The 14,453-nt window shown below is 73.3% G+C and carries 9 protein-coding genes; 5 read left to right on the top strand and 4 right to left on the bottom strand.

Annotated elements, in window-relative coordinates:
• Positions 1–17: 17 nt before the first annotated feature.
• The 3 genes from ACR68M_RS31940 to ACR68M_RS31930 are packed head-to-tail and all read left to right on the top strand — an operon-like array spanning position 18 to position 6,285.
• On the top strand, positions 18–989 hold the full coding sequence (locus tag ACR68M_RS31940) for an ABC transporter substrate-binding protein (RefSeq protein WP_441247627.1): 972 nt from the start codon (positions 18–20) through the stop codon (positions 987–989).
• Positions 990–1,028: 39 nt separating this feature from the next.
• The gene (locus ACR68M_RS31935; protein WP_441247626.1) at positions 1,029–4,520 is read left to right on the top strand and encodes a GH92 family glycosyl hydrolase; all 3,492 of its coding nucleotides are present in this window, start codon (positions 1,029–1,031) and stop codon (positions 4,518–4,520) included.
• 25 nt (positions 4,521–4,545) lie between these two features.
• Positions 4,546–6,285 (top strand): peptide-N4-asparagine amidase, encoded by a 1,740-nt coding sequence (locus ACR68M_RS31930; protein ID WP_441247625.1) that lies wholly within the window; start codon positions 4,546–4,548, stop codon positions 6,283–6,285.
• 93 nt (positions 6,286–6,378) lie between these two features.
• On the opposite strand, the gene ACR68M_RS31925 is transcribed toward ACR68M_RS31930, so the two are convergent.
• The 3 genes from ACR68M_RS31925 to ACR68M_RS31915 all read right to left on the bottom strand — a co-directional run bounded on the left by ACR68M_RS31925 (position 6,379) and on the right by ACR68M_RS31915 (position 9,475).
• The gene (locus ACR68M_RS31925; RefSeq protein WP_441247624.1) at positions 6,379–7,272 is read right to left on the bottom strand and encodes a carbohydrate kinase family protein; all 894 of its coding nucleotides are present in this window, start codon (positions 7,270–7,272) and stop codon (positions 6,379–6,381) included.
• Positions 7,269–8,204 carry a pseudouridine-5'-phosphate glycosidase gene (locus tag ACR68M_RS31920; protein ID WP_441247623.1) on the bottom strand — a complete coding sequence of 312 codons (936 nt, stop codon included), beginning with the start codon at positions 8,202–8,204 and terminating at the stop codon, positions 7,269–7,271. The genes ACR68M_RS31925 and ACR68M_RS31920 overlap by 4 nt, the downstream gene beginning before the upstream one ends.
• Positions 8,205–8,272: 68 nt before the next feature.
• The gene (locus tag ACR68M_RS31915; RefSeq protein WP_441247622.1) at positions 8,273–9,475 is read right to left on the bottom strand and encodes an MFS transporter; all 1,203 of its coding nucleotides are present in this window, start codon (positions 9,473–9,475) and stop codon (positions 8,273–8,275) included.
• Positions 9,476–10,086: 611 nt separating this feature from the next.
• Here ACR68M_RS31915 and ACR68M_RS31910 point away from each other — a divergent pair.
• Together ACR68M_RS31910 and ACR68M_RS31905 are read left to right on the top strand one after the other, a co-directional pair.
• The gene (locus ACR68M_RS31910; protein ID WP_441247621.1) at positions 10,087–10,830 is read left to right on the top strand and encodes a transglycosylase SLT domain-containing protein; all 744 of its coding nucleotides are present in this window, start codon (positions 10,087–10,089) and stop codon (positions 10,828–10,830) included.
• Positions 10,831–11,039: 209 nt separating this feature from the next.
• Positions 11,040–12,041 (top strand): glycosyltransferase family 2 protein, encoded by a 1,002-nt coding sequence (locus tag ACR68M_RS31905; protein ID WP_441247620.1) that lies wholly within the window; start codon positions 11,040–11,042, stop codon positions 12,039–12,041.
• 48 nt (positions 12,042–12,089) lie between these two features.
• Here the strand turns inward: ACR68M_RS31905 and ACR68M_RS31900 are convergent, their stop codons facing one another.
• Positions 12,090–13,823, bottom strand: a complete 1,734-nt coding sequence (locus ACR68M_RS31900) for a putative bifunctional diguanylate cyclase/phosphodiesterase (RefSeq protein ID WP_441251770.1) — start codon at positions 13,821–13,823, stop codon at positions 12,090–12,092.
• Positions 13,824–14,453: the final 630 nt, after the last annotated feature.

Below are 14,453 nucleotides of genomic sequence, written 5' to 3'. Positions count from 1 at the left end.
GTAGACAAGGACTCCCGATGCACCCTCGCCTGCTCCTCACGGCCACCGCCCTCGGCCTCGCCGTCCTCGCCACCGGCTGCGACAGCACCGGCGGCTCCGGCTCGGCCACCAGCATCGCGTTCGTCGCCGGAAAGACCGGCGATCCGTTCTACATCACGATGAAGTGCGGGGCCGCCGCCGAGGCGAAGAAGCTCGGCTTCAGCTTCACCGCCACCGGCTCCGCCAACTGGAGCGTCCCCGAGCAGGTCAGCTCGGTCAACAGCGTGACCGCAAACCGGCCCAGCGGGGTGCTGATCTCCCCCGTCGACCCCAACTCGCTGGCGACGCCCGTCAAGACGCTGCAGAGCGCCGGGGCGAAGGTCGCGATCGTCGACACCTCACTGGCCGACACCTCGCTCGGTGTCACCCACATCTCCTCCAACAACGCCCAGGGCGGCCAGCAGGCCGCCGACACGATGGGCCAACTGCTCGGCGGCACCGGCGAGATCGCCGTCCTCACGCCGGATCTCACCACGACCACCACCAACTCCCGGATCGAAGGCTTCAAGCAGGAGCTGACGGCCAAGTACCCGGGCATCAAGCTCGTCGACGTCCGCCAGGTCGGCGACACCGCCCAGGGCGCTGCCTCCGCCGTCGGCGACGAGCTCGCCGCGCACCCGGGCCTGACCGGCATCTTCACCGCCAACTCCCAGACCGGCGAAGGCGTCGGCACCGGCCTCAAGAACGCCGGACACCAGGGCAAGGTCAAGGTCGTCTCCTTCGACGCGGGCCCGCAGCAGGTGCAGGCGCTGGAGAACGGCGCCGTCGACGCACTCATCTCCCAGGACCCGTACGGGATCGGTCAGCAGGCCGTCGACCAGCTCGCCAACGCCATCGGCAAGAAGCCGGTCACCGATCTCATCCAGACCAACCTGGCGAGCATCACCCGCGACAACCTGCACGACCCCGCCGTCGCCCACTTCCTCTACCGCGCCGACTGCACCTCCTGACCTCCTGTTACCGATGTCGTTGCCGGAAGGGGTAGTTGCTTGTCCCGCCTCCCGATTCGCGTACGAGCCCTGGTGCTCGCGGGCGCCGTCACCGCAGCAGTCGCGCTCGCGCCGGCCGTCCAGGCCGCCGAACTCCCGGCTGCCGCACCCCAGACCGTTGCCGACCCGGCCGCCCTGGTCGACCCGTTCGCCGGGACGGGCAGCGGCGGGGGTGTGGTCGGCCAGGTGGACACCTTCCCCGGTGCGGACGTGCCGTTCGGCATGCTCCAGTGGAGCCCCGACACACCGTCGAAGCCGCCCGGCGGCGGGTACGACATCGGCGACACCTCGATCACCGGCTTCAGTCTGACCCACCTCTCCGGGCCGGGCTGCGCCGTTGCGGGTGACTTCCCCGTGCTCCCGTTCACCGGCGCGCTGCCGGCCGACCCGAGCGCGGCGACGGTGCCGTTCGACCACACCTCGGAGAGCGCCCACCCGGGCTCGTACGCCGTCACCGCCGGGGGCGTCCGCACCGAGCTCGCCGTCACCCGCCGCACCGGCCTCGCCCGGTTCAGCTACCCGCCGACCGACCAGGCCCGGCTGCTGGTCAAGACCGCCGCCAGCCAGAACGGCGGCTCCGGCGCCGCCTTCCACACCGTCGGCGACCGCGAGATCACCGGCTCGGTCACCAGCGGCCACTTCTGCGGCCAGTCCGACACCTACACCGTGCACTTCGCGGCCCGCTTCGACCGCCCGTTCACCACCTCGGGCTCCTGGGCGCAGGGCGGCTGGGTCGGCTTCGACACCCGTACGGCCGCGAGCGTCGGCATGCAGGTCGCCGTCAGCTACGTGAGCGTCCAGGGCGCGGAGGCCAACCTCGCTGCCGAGGCCCGAAGTTGGAACGTCGGCGAGGTCGCCGAGCACGCCCGGCGGCTCTGGAACGACTACCTGCGCCGGATCGGCGTCGCCGGCGGCACCCGGGCCCAGCAGGCGACCTTCTACACCGCGCTCTACCACTGCCTGCTGCACCCGAACCTGTTCAGCGACGCCGACGGCCGCTACCCGGGCTTCGACGGCGCCGTGCACACCGCCCCGCCGAGCCACGCCCAATACGCCAACATCTCCGGCTGGGACATCTACCGTTCGCAGATCCCGCTGCTCGCGCTGATCGCCCCCGACGAGACCAGCGACATCGCCACCTCGCTGCTCAACGACTCCGACCAGGGCGGCTGGCTGCCCAAGTGGCCCGTGGCCAACGGCTACACGGGCGTCATGAACGGCGACGCGGCCGATCCGATCCTGGCGAGCGCCTACGCCTTCGGCGCCCGGGGCTTCGACACCGCCCACGCGGTCCGGGCGATGGTGCACGGCGCCGAGAGCAGCACCGGAGCCCCCGGCCAGGGCTGGTACGTCGAACGGCCGCACGGGGCCGACTACCTGAAGCTCGGGTACGTGCCCAACACCGGCTCGGACTCGATCAGCCCCGTCCCCAACGGCGCCTCGGAGACGCTGGAGTACGCGCTCGCCGACTTCGCCGTCCACCGGCTCGCCCTCGCCACCGGCCAACAGGCCGTCGCCGACCGCTTCCTGAGCCGCTCGCAGAACTGGGCGAACCTCTTCGACACCGCGACGGGCTACATCCGCCCGCGCGACGCCGACGGCGCCTTCCCGCCCGGCCAACCCGTGCAGACCACCGGCGGGTTCGGCCAGAGCGGCTTCCAGGAGGGCAACGCCGCCCAGTACACCTGGATGGTGCCGCAGGACTTGCGCGGCCTGGCCGACGGCCTCGGCGGCGACCGCGCCGCCGCCGCCCGTCTCGACTCGTACTTCGGCCAACTCAACGCGGGCCCCAACCTGCCCTACCACTGGCAGGGCAACGAGCCCGCCTTCGGGGCGCCCTGGGCGTACGACAGCCTCGGGCGGCCGTGGCAGACGCAGGCCACCGTCCGGAAGATCATGGACACGCTGTACGTCCTCGGGCCCGGCGGCGAGCCGGGCAACGACGACCTCGGGGCGATGAGCTCCTGGTACGTCTGGGCCGCGCTCGGCCTCTACCCGCAGACGCCCGGCGTGCCGATGCTGGTGGTCGGCAGCCCGCTCTTCCCGCACGCCACCCTGCACGCGCCGCACGGACGGGAGTTGACGGTCGACGCGGCGGGCGCCGGGCAGCCGTACGTGCACGGCCTGCGCGTCGACGGGCGCGCCACCACCCGCACCTGGGTCGACCTCGACCACGTCCACCGGCTCGACTTCACCCTCGGCGCCACTCCGGATCTCGGCTGGGGCACCGGCCGCGCCGACGCCCCGCCCTCCTTCGGCGCCGGGCGGCCCGCCTTCCCGCCCACCACCCGCGCCTCGGTGGGCACCGACCCGGCGCAGACCCGGCTCGCCCCGGGCGCCAGCACGACCGTCACCGTCCGGGTGGACAACTCCCTCGGCAGCGGCCCGGCCACCGTCAGCTGGCAGTCCCAGGCCCCGGCCGGGCTGACGGCCGAGCCGCCCGGCGCGACCGTCACCGCCCCGGCGGGCGGCGTCGCCACCACCAGCGTCACGCTCACCGCGGGCGCCGGCACCGCGACCGGCTACCACCAGCTCGGCATCACCGCACGCGAAGCATCCGGGGCCGCCATCGCCCGTAGCCACCTGCTGGTGACGGTGGCCCGGCCCGGCGAGTCCATTCCCACCGCGTATGTCTCCAACTACAGTGACAACACTGTCACTCCGGTGGACACCAGGACCCACAACGCCGGTCCACCGATTACTGTCGGCAGTGGTCCCGACGGCATGACCACCGCCGCCGGGCACCTGTTCGTCGCGAACAACAACAGCAACGATGTCACCGTCGTCGACCTGACCAGCAACGCCGTCACCGCGACGGTGAAGACCGGCAGCGTCGCCGCCGACGTCGCCGCCACGCCCGACCAACGGACGGTCTGGGTCAGCGACTTCGGCGACGGCACGGTACATCCCATCGACACGTCGACCTTGACCGTGGGGGCTCCGGTCAAGGTCGGCGGCCAACCCGAGCGGCTGCGCGTCAACCCCGCCGGGACGGAGCTGTGGGTCGCCGACCAAGGCGACGGCACGGTCAGCGTGGTAGACCTCGCCACCCGCACGGTCAGCCACACCGTCGCTGTCGGCGCGGCACCCTTCGGCGTCGCGTTCACACCGGACGGCAGCCGGGCCTACGTCAGCAACAACGGCTCCGGCACGGTCTCGGTCGTCGACACCGCCGGCTACCGGGTCACCGGCACCGTGCCGGTCGGCACCGGCCCCGAGTACGTCACCGTCGCACCCGACGGGCGGACGGCCTACGTCGCGGCGAACGGCGCGGGCGGCGTCACCCCGATCGACACCGCGACCGGCGCCGCCGGGCCGCTGATCCCCACCGGCGGCGGCACCTACGCGCTCGCCTTCTCCCCAGACGGCCGCACCCTGTGGGCGGTCGACTCCAACACCAACGACATCCGCCCGGTCGACCCGGCCACCGGCACCGCCGGAGCGCCCGTCACCGTCGGCAACGTACCGGACGGCATCGCCGTCACCGGCTGACCACACCCACCCCAGGAGCCCCCCCGTGAAACCCCTCAGGCACCTGAGTGCCGCCGCCCTGCTGGCACTTGCCGCCACCGTCCTGCCCGCCGTCCCGGCCGTCGCGAGCGTCCGCACCCCGGCACCGCACACCCTCAGCGCGGACAGCCTCAGGGCGGACGCCCAGCCGTCCGGCCGGGTCGAGACCAACTACGCCGACCCCGTCACCGCCCTCCCGCCCGTCACCCGGCCGAACACCCCGCACTGCACGGTGACGGCGATGCAGCACGACTTCGCCAACAGCTACGGTCAGCCCTTCACCGGCACCCTCACGCCGCCGCCGGACTGCCCCGGCCCTTGGTCCAAGGTCGTGCTCGACTGGTCCGGCAACGTCGCGGGCCGCCAGTACGACCGGCTGGCGGGCGTCTGGATCGGCGGCTCCGAGGTACTGCGCACCAGCACCCCCGAGCCCGACCCCGACGGCATCAAGTGGCACGTCGACACCGACATCACCGCCTTCACCCCGCTGCTGCGCACCCCGCAGCCGGTCGTCGTGGACCTCGGCAACCTCGTCAACGACACCTACACCGGCGTCTTCCACATGACGATGACGGTCACCTACTACCAGGCCGACCGCGCCAACCCGCCCGCCGACACCGCCGACCAGGTGCTCCCGGTCTCCCAGTCCAGCACCGCCCCCGGCTGGTGGAACCTCGGCAAGGGCCAGAGCGCCACCTCGACCCTCACCTTCCCCCGGAACCTGACGCAGGCCCACCTCCAGGTCTACGCCCGGGGCGGCGGCTGCGAGGAGTTCTGGTACGCCAACGTGCCGGACGCCTACGCCGCCGCGCACCCCGACTTCGGCCTCTGCGGCGGCGGCACCTACCGCGAGATTCAGGTCCAGGTGGACGGCCGCACGGCCGGCACCGTCCAGCCCTTCCCCGCCATCTACACCGGCGGCATCAGCCCGCTGATGTGGCGGCCCATCCCCGGCATCGACGCCTTCCGCACCCTCCCGTACGACGTCGACCTCACCCCCTTCGCGGGCACCCTCACCGACGGCAGGCCGCACACCGTCACCCTCCTGCCGCCCGCCGGGATCAGCGACCTCTGGACGCTCGACGGCAGCCTCTTCCTCACCACCGACCCCTGGCGGCAGCAGACTTCGGGCGCCGTCACCACCGACACCGTGCAGCCCGCCCCCGAGCTCGCCACCGCCACGACCACCCGCGCGGACGGCAGCGACGTGATCGCCGCGACCGCCGGCCGGGACTGGACGGTCGCCGGGTACGTCGACACCTCACGCGGCCGGATCAGCACCCGGATCGACCGCCACGGCAGCTACACCAACCAGGACGTCATCAGCAACAGCGCGCAGCAGCAGACGAGTTCGCAGACCGACGAGGGCTGGACGCAGACCACCACCACCCGGGGCAACGGCCACCCCGACGTCACCCGCAGCACCTGGTCCTACCCGATCGACATCACCAGCACCTACGTGCCCGGCAGCGCGGCGGACAGCTACCTGGTCAAGGGCCAGGCCACCGTGGCCCGCCACCTGACCGACTCCGCCCAGCAGGGCCGGCACTGGCGCCTCCTGGACTCCACCGACGACCGGCTGACCGCCGAGGGCGTGCTCGAACGGCAGTCCGGCGTCCTCGTCCAGGCCGACGGCAGCGCAACCGAGCACTACACCGGCCGCTCCACCGACGGCAGTTGCTACGACCACGAGCTCGCCGCCGACCACGGCTACGTCACCCTGGACCGCCTGAACAGCTGCCGCTAGGCAGCCCCAGGGGCGCGGGGAACTGCGCGAAACGGGAGAGACGGACCTGTGCCTCCCGCAGCGCGCAGTTCCCCGCGCCCCCGAAGCAACGCTTCACCGCGGCGGCCGCCCACCGACCACGCCCACCGCCGCCGCACCCGCCTCGCACCCGGCGATCGCCGCCTCGGCCGGCTCCGCCCCGGCCAGCCGCGCCGCGAGATAGGCCCCGGTGAACGCGTCCCCCGCCCCGGTGCTGTCCACGGCCTCGACCACGGCCCCGGACACCTGCGCGACCACCCGGCCGCCCCGGGCGACCAGCGCCCCTTGCGCGCCGAGCGTCACCACGACCTCACCGTGCACCGTGCTCAACCTCGCCGCTGCAGCCCTCACCTCGTCCACCCCGGCCAGCAACCGGGCCTCGGCGAGGTTCGGCAGCAGCAGCCCGACCCGCCCGACCGCCGACCGGAAGGCCGGGACACCCATCCGCCGGATGAACCCGGTGGACGCCGGGTCGACGCTCACCGGCACCCCCGCCTCCCGGGCCGCCGCCACCACGACCGCCGCCAACTCCCGTCCGGACTCCCAGAAGTAGAGGTAGCCGGAGAGGTGCACCCGGGCCACCCCGGCGAGCAGTTCCGGCGCCCAGTCCGCAGGCCCCAGCGCCGCCGAGGCTCCGCTGTCGGTGACGAAGGTGCGCTCGGCCTCCTCGTCGACCAGGCAGATCACCACGGCCGTGGCCCGCCGGGCGTCGACCACCAGCCGGGCCCGCACCCCGTCGGCCCGCAGCGCGGCCCGGTGCCACTCGGCAGAGTCGGCGCCGACCCGCGCGAGCAGCCGCACCTCGGCGCCCGAACGCGCCGCCCAGGCGGCGGCGTTGGCCGCCGACCCGCCCGGCAGCACCGCAGTCCGGGCCGCGTTGTCGGTCTGCGGCGCCAGCGGCCCCCGATGCCGGGCGACGATGTCCGTGACGACGTCCCCGACCACCAGCAACCCCCCGGCCCCCGTCACCGCCCGGTCCACCGCGTGGCGATCTCCGCCGCGAGCCGGACATTGCCACGCACGGCCGCCAGATTGGCCTCCAGTGAGGCACCCCGGGTGTGTTCGACGAGATGGGTGAGCAGGAAGGGGGTGATCGCCTGCCCGGTGACGCCCTCGCGTGCGGCGGCGGCCAGCGCCTCGGCGAGCACCCGGTCGTGCAGCGCCGGGTCCAACTGCTCTGCCTCCGGTACGGGGTTGGCCACGATCAGCGCCGACTCCGGCCCACCGAGGGCGTCCTGGGCCCGCATCACGGCCGCCACCTCCTCGGCGTCCCGGAGCGTCCAGTCGACCGGGCAGCCCGAACTCGCCAGGTAGAAGCCGGGGAAGTCGGCCGTCCGGTAGCCGGCCACGGCGACCCCTAGGGTCTCCAGCCGCTCCAAGGTCGCGGGTACGTCCAGGATCGACTTGACCCCGGCGCAGACCACCGTGATCCGCGTCCGGGCCAGCAGCGCGAGATCGGCCGACTCGTCCTGCGTGCTCGCGTACTCCCGGTGGACCCCGCCGAGCCCGCCGGTGGCGAACACCCGCAGCCCCGCCCGCGCCGCCAGGAAGGCCGTCCCCGAGACGGTGGTCGCGCCGCTGGCGCCCGTCGCCAACGCGGGTGCCAGATCGCGGAAGCCGAGCTTGCGCAGCGACTCGTCGGTGGCGATCCGCTCCAACCCGTCCTTGCCCAGCCCCACCCGGGCCACCCCGTCCAGCACCGCGACCGTCGCGGGCACCGCCCCCGCCGCCCGGACGGCATCCTCCAACTCCCCCGCCACCACCAGGTTCCGTGGTCTCGGCAGACCGTGCGCGATGATCGTCGACTCCAGCGCGACGACCGGCAACCCGTCCGCCAGCGCCGCACGCACCTCCTCGGCGACCACGACCGCCGAGGGACCAAACCGCGAAGAGTCCGTCATCCTCCATGTCTGGCCCGCCGCACCCGGCACCCAAACATCTCCCGCCCGGAGCCTCAGCCTTCCAGCCATCAGGCACGCGGCCCCCGCACCTCCAACTGGGCCTGGCGCGGGAACAGCGCGGCGGCCGCCAGCGGGAAGAGCGCCGCCACCGCGAAGGCCGGGGTGTAACCGGCCGCGGCTATCAGGGCTCCGGTCAGGGCGGGGACGAGGACGATCGCGCCGTGCTGCGCCACGCCGTGGACTCCGAGCGCCCTCCCTGCCCAGTGGTGGCCCGCGTACTCGGCGACGGCGGTGTTGTGCAGGCCGTTGGTGCTGACGGTCAGAGCGGACGCGGCCAGCAGGGCCGTCGCGGCCAGCACCACGCCCGAGGAGGCGCCGACGGCCAGCAGCCCCAGGTCGACGACGGTGGCCAGCGCCAGTACGCGGGCCGGGCGGACCCGGCTGCCGACCTGGTCGGACCACCAGCCGGCCAGCAGCCGGACACCCGCACCGGCCAGATTCGCCCCCGCGAGCACCGCGCCGGCGACCCCGGCCGACCAGCCCTCGTGTTCGACCAGGAAGACCAGGGCGAAGCCCGTCACCACGAACTGCGGCACGCACAGCAGCGCGGCGGCGGCGTGCAGCCGCCACAGCTGCGGCCCCCGGTAGGGGTTCGCGTCCGCGCTGCCCGCCGCGCGGGCGGGCCGTGGCGGGTCGACCGCGAAGGCAGCGAAGGCCAGCCCGGCCAGGGCGCACAGCACGGCGCAGCACGCCAACCCGGCCCCCGCGCCGTGTGCCTTGGCGACCGGCGGCAGCAGGGCCGCCGCCAGCCCGACACCGAGCGGCTGGGCGGCCTGCCGTACGCCCATCGCGACGCCGCGCCGGCCCGGCGGGAACCAGCCGAGCACGAGCCGCCCGGAGGCGGAGATCGACGCGGCGGCGGCGCCCCCGGCGACCGCCAGCAGCACGCCCAGCAGCCGCACGCCGTCGGCCGTGGCCGCCCAGCCCAGGACGGCGGCGGCGGGCAGCGCCCCGGAGACCAGGGCCGTCCGCTCGCCGTACCGGTCGGCGACGATGCCCCACCCGGCCAGGGTGAGCAGCGCGCCGAACACCGGGCAGGACACCAGCAGCCCGGCGGCGGCCAGCGAGAGGCCGTACTGCGCGCGGACGGCGGGGATCAGGTAGGAGAGGCCGTAGAGCACGGTGGAGCTGGCGGTCTGCCCTGCCGCGCCGAGCGCGAGCATGGTCCAACGACGGTGGGCCGGTACGACTGCTGACTCCCCTGTGATCATGGGCGAGACCGTAACACCGTATCGACATACGAGACGAAAATATCCAGATCCCGAGACGCCCTCCGGTCGACCGAGCCCTCCGTCCCCGACAGCTTCCGTCGGATTCCGGTGACCGGCCGGTCACCGCGCGCCGAACCGGCCGCACGGTTCCTGTGAGGCCGCCCACACCGCTTCGCCCGACTACTGCCCTCGATAGTCGACGCCGCCCGAGGGCGAGTGGCGCACCCGGGCCCCGGGGGTCGCCTCCCGCCGGAGTCGGCCTGAACGGCGCAGGTCAGGCCAGCGATCCCGGCGAATCGACGGCCCGAGGTTTGCCGGGTGCACGGCGGGGGTAGACCAGGTCGAAGCGCCTGGCTGAGTACCGGGCGCTCTGCCGTGCCTACGACCGGCAGTAGTACCAGGGCTCATTGCCCCCGCCGCGCCCGTCTGCCAATGATGTCCAGGTCGCAAGGCAGCGTGGCGTCGTCCGCGCTCTCCCGCCCTCCCCGCTCCACAGCCGGGGTGCCATGGCCGTCCGACACGGTCGCGGGCCTGTTCTCCCCCGAACACGCTTCGCGATACCCGTGTGCCCAGTGCACGGCCCCGCCCGACGGAAGAGGTTGTCCCACTCCATGCAGCTGCTCAAGAACCGACGCAACGCAATCATCACCGGTGTCGCCGCCCTCGCCGTCGCCGGCTCCGCGACCTTCGCGCTGGCCCTTCCGCAGGACACCCCCTCCGCCGTGGCCGCCGTGCCGCAGTCGATCGCCACCAGCTCGGCCGGCTCGGTCGCCGACGAGGCGCAGAAGGCCGCGACCGACCAGGCCAAGGCCGCCGCCGACGCCAAGACTGCGGCTGACGCGAAGGCCGCCGCCGACGCCAAGGCCGCTGCCGATGCCAAGGCGGCTGCGGATGCCAAGTCCGCCGCCGACGCGAAGGCTGCAGCTGACGCCAAGGCCGCCGCGGATGCCAAGGCCGCTGCCGACGCGAAGGCCGCCGCCGACGCCAAGGCGAAGGCCGCTGCGGCCTCCCGTTCGCAGCAGCGCGCCCCGCTGGCGACCCCCGCCCCGGCCAAGCCCGCCGCGCCGAGCGGCACCCCGCAGCAGATCGCCGCGCAGATCGTCCCGGCGAGCCAGCTCCAGTGCTTCAACAACATCATTCAGCACGAGAGCGGCTGGAACGTGACGGCCACCAACCCGTCCTCCGGCGCGTACGGCCTGGTCCAGGCTCTGCCGGGCAACAAGATGGCCTCGGCCGGTGCCGACTGGCGCACCAACCCGGCGACCCAGATCAAGTGGGGCCTGAGCTACATGAACGCCACCTACGGCAGCCCGTGCGGCGCCTGGGCGTTCTGGCAGACCCACAGCGCCTACTGAGCCGACCATCGGTTCGAATGACGCAACGCACGGCCACGCACCTCCTGGTGCGTGGCCGTTCTGCGTTCCGGGACGAGCCCCTCAGTCACCAAGCCGTGACTGACCGGTGAAGATATCGCGCACACCTGCATCGGTCTGTCCGGAATTAGGCATTTCCTGGCAGTTCGCGGCTTTGCTCGGACGTGTACACGCCTTTTAGCCTCCCGCCCATGCCCTCGCCTGCAAGCCCGCTGAACCCGCCGCTCATCAGCGTCGTCCTGCCCGCCTACGATCGACAGGACCAGCTCAAGGAGTGCCTGGATTCGCTCCTCGCCCAGTCATTCCGCGACTTCGAGATCCTGCTGGTGGTCGACCGCTCCCCGGACAGCCCGGAGCGGATGGCCGAGGCGTACGAGATGCGTGACCCGCGCATCCACGTGCTGCGGCTGAACGCCGCCGTGGGCATCGGACGGGCCCGGAACGCCGGCGCCGCCCGTGCCACCGGCGAGTACCTGCTCTTCCTCGACAGTGACCACCTGCTCGACCCGGACGCCCTGCAGGCGATGGCCGACCGGCTGGCGGAGACCGGCGAGGTGGACGTCCTGCTGTTCGGGCACAGCCGCGAGCACGGCGGCCGCAGCTGGCCCGGCGGGGCGGCCGGTCTGCTGGCCGAGGCCGGGCCGGAGGTGCGCCGGGCCACCGAGTGGCCGGAGCTGTTCGGCGCCCCGCCGCTGGTCTGGGACAGACTGCTGCGGCGCGCGGGCGTGCCGGAGTTCCCGGACGGCCACTACGAGGAGGTCCCGGTCGTGCACGGCACGCTCTTCGCGGCGCAGCGCCTGGCGGTGCTCGACCGCGAGTGCGTGCGCATCCGCCGCCGTCACACACTGCACCCGACGGGCTCGCCGGGCTGCAGCCACTTCGACGTCTTCGAGCAGTACGAGCGGAGCATGGAGCTGGCCACCGAGGCCACGCTGCCGTTCCTCTTCACCCGGATGATCCGGCACTACCTCTTCGTCTTCGACCTCGCCGGCTGCGTGCCGCGCTCCGCGCGCCCCCAGTTCTTCCACCGCGCCGCCGAGCACTACCGCACCTACCTGCCGGACGGCTACCGGCGCCCGGAAGGCCGGGAGGGCGTCAAGTTCTCGCTGCTGGCGAGCGGCGCGTACGCCGCCTTCGAGCTGGCCAAGCTCTCCCACATCGCCCGCGGCGCAGTGGGCCGCCGAGCGGCCTGACGCCCCGGCGGGGCTGACCTCGACCCCGACCAGCAGCGGCGGGGCCGCTCAGCGCTCAGGTCGCCCGACCAGGGCCGCGTCGTCCCGTACCAGGGTGCCCGCCTGGTCCACCGTCAGAGGTTCGGCGAAGAGGTATCCCTGGCCCAGCGGGCAGCCCATGGCGGCCAGCAGGTCGCGCTGGGCGGCGGTCTCGATGCCCTCGGCGATCACCTGGACGCCGAGCGTGTCGGCGATCCGGGTGATCCCCTCGACCAGCGCGTACTGCTGCGGCGAGACCCCGAGCCCGTCGATGAAGGACTTGTCGATCTTCAGGATCGAGATCGGGAACTCCCGCAGGTAGCTGAGCGAGGAGTACCCCGTGCCGAAGTCGTCGATGGCCAGCCGGATGCCCAGGTCGCTGAGGGTGGCCATGTCGGTACGGACCCGGTCGTCGCGGCGCATCAGGACGCTCTCGGTCAGCTCCAGGATGAGCGAGCCGGGCTGGATGCCCGAACTGTCCAGCACCTCGCGGACGATGTCGACGAAGCCGGCGTCCCGGAACTGGCGGGCCGAGACGTTCACGCTGACGTACAGCGGCGGGCGGCCCCGGGTGGCGCGCGGCGCCAGGCTGGTGCGCTGCCATCGGGTCACCTCGGCGGCGGCCCGCTCCAGCACCCAGGCGCCGAGCGGCACGATCTGGCCGCTCTCCTCCGCGAGCGCGATGAACTCCTCCGGCGGCACCATCCCACGGCGCTCGTGCGGCCAGCGCACGAGCGCCTCGAAAGCCACCAGCCCACCGCCCGCGAGGTCGACGATGGGCTGGTAGCGCAGGGAGAAGGCAGACTCGGAGATCGCCGAGTCCAGGCTCTCGTTGAGTTCGTGCCGCTCGACCAGGTTGGCCTGCAGGGCAGGCTGGTACTGGCACCACTGGCGCTTGCCGGAGGCCTTCGCCGAGTAGAGCGCGAGGTCGGCGTGGCTGAGCAGCTCCGCCGAGTCGGCGCTGTCCTCGGTGGTCGCGACCCCGACGCTCGCGGACACCCGGACCGCTCCGGCGCTGAGCTTGAACGGCTCCGCGAACGCCGCGAGCACGCTGTCGGCGATCCCGCCGACGTCGGCGGGCGAGCGGGCGTCCTCGACCAGCACCGCGAACTCGTCGCCGCCGAGCCGGGCCGCGGTGTCGGAGGTCCGCAGCGCGGTGGAGACCCGCAGCGACACCGCCACCAGCAGCTCGTCCCCCACGCCGTGGCCCTGGGTGTCGTTGACCACCTTGAAGTCGTCCACGTCGATGAACAGCACCCCGGTCACCGTCCCGAGCCGTTCGCTCCGGCTGAGCGCGTGGCCCACCCTGTCCTGGAAGAGCACCCGGTTGGCCAGCCCGGTCAGCGCGTCGTGGAAGGCCCGGTGGGTCAGCTCGCGCTCCATCTGGCGCTGCTCCGTGACGTCCCGCAGGGTGAGCACCAGGCCACCCACGGTCGGGTCGTCGCGCAGGTCGTTGCAGCGCACCTCGACCTCGATGCTCCGGCGGTCACCGCGCAGCAGCCGCCAGTGGTCGCCCTGCTCGGGGTGGTCCCCCCGGCGCATCTTGACCAGCGCCAGCACCACCGCGTGACTGTCCTCCACCGGGACGAGATCGGTCAGCAGGGCGCCGTCCAGTCCGGACCGCCCGAGCACCCGGTCCGCCGAGGAGCTGGCGTACCGGATGCTGTCGTCCTCGTTGAGGATCAGGATCACGTCGGAGGCGCTCTGCACGAGGGTGCGGAAGTAGGCCTCGCTGTTGCGTACGTTGATCTCGTGGCTGAGCATCACCCGCTCGACGGCCAGTGCCGACTGGGCGGCCAGGATCTCCAGCGAACTCTGTAACGCAGTGAGCTCCTGGTCCGTCCCGCCCACCGCCAGCACGCCGACCAGCGAGTCGCCGGACGGTCGCTCCTGAAGCGCCAGCGGGCAGAGCAGCGCGGTGGGCGTGCCGTCGAGCCGGTCCGCCAGGTCGCCACTGAGCTCGTCGGCCGGCACCAGCCGGGCCCCCCGGGCAGGCGACAGGGGGGCCGGCAGCAGCTCGTGCTCGCCGAGGGCCAGCATCGCGACGTGGTGCGGCGCGTCCGGCATCAGCGTCGACACGGCCGTCCGTACGGCGGCCGCCACCTCCTCCACCGTCACCGCCGAGGTCAGCTCGGCGCCGGCCACCCGCAGGGCGCGTTCGCGGGCGACCGCGTGCCGGTGGATCATCACCACCCCGGACAGCCGGGCCAGCACCAGCAGGAAGAGCACCGCCGAGAACGTGCCGATCACCCCGGCGTGGCTGGAGTCCCCCAGGTTCACCTCCACCAGCAGCACCCCGGGGGCGATCAGCGAGGCGAGGGCCAGCAGGGCGATCCGCCCGCGGGTGATGTGCGGCGGCTGGGCCGGGATCGGCCGGGTGAGCTCGACCATCGA

It is taken from the genome of Kitasatospora sp. McL0602 (genome assembly GCF_052076145.1).
Taxonomy (GTDB): Bacteria; Actinomycetota; Actinomycetes; order Streptomycetales; family Streptomycetaceae; genus Kitasatospora.
This window is presented reverse-complemented; position numbering and strand designations above follow the sequence as displayed.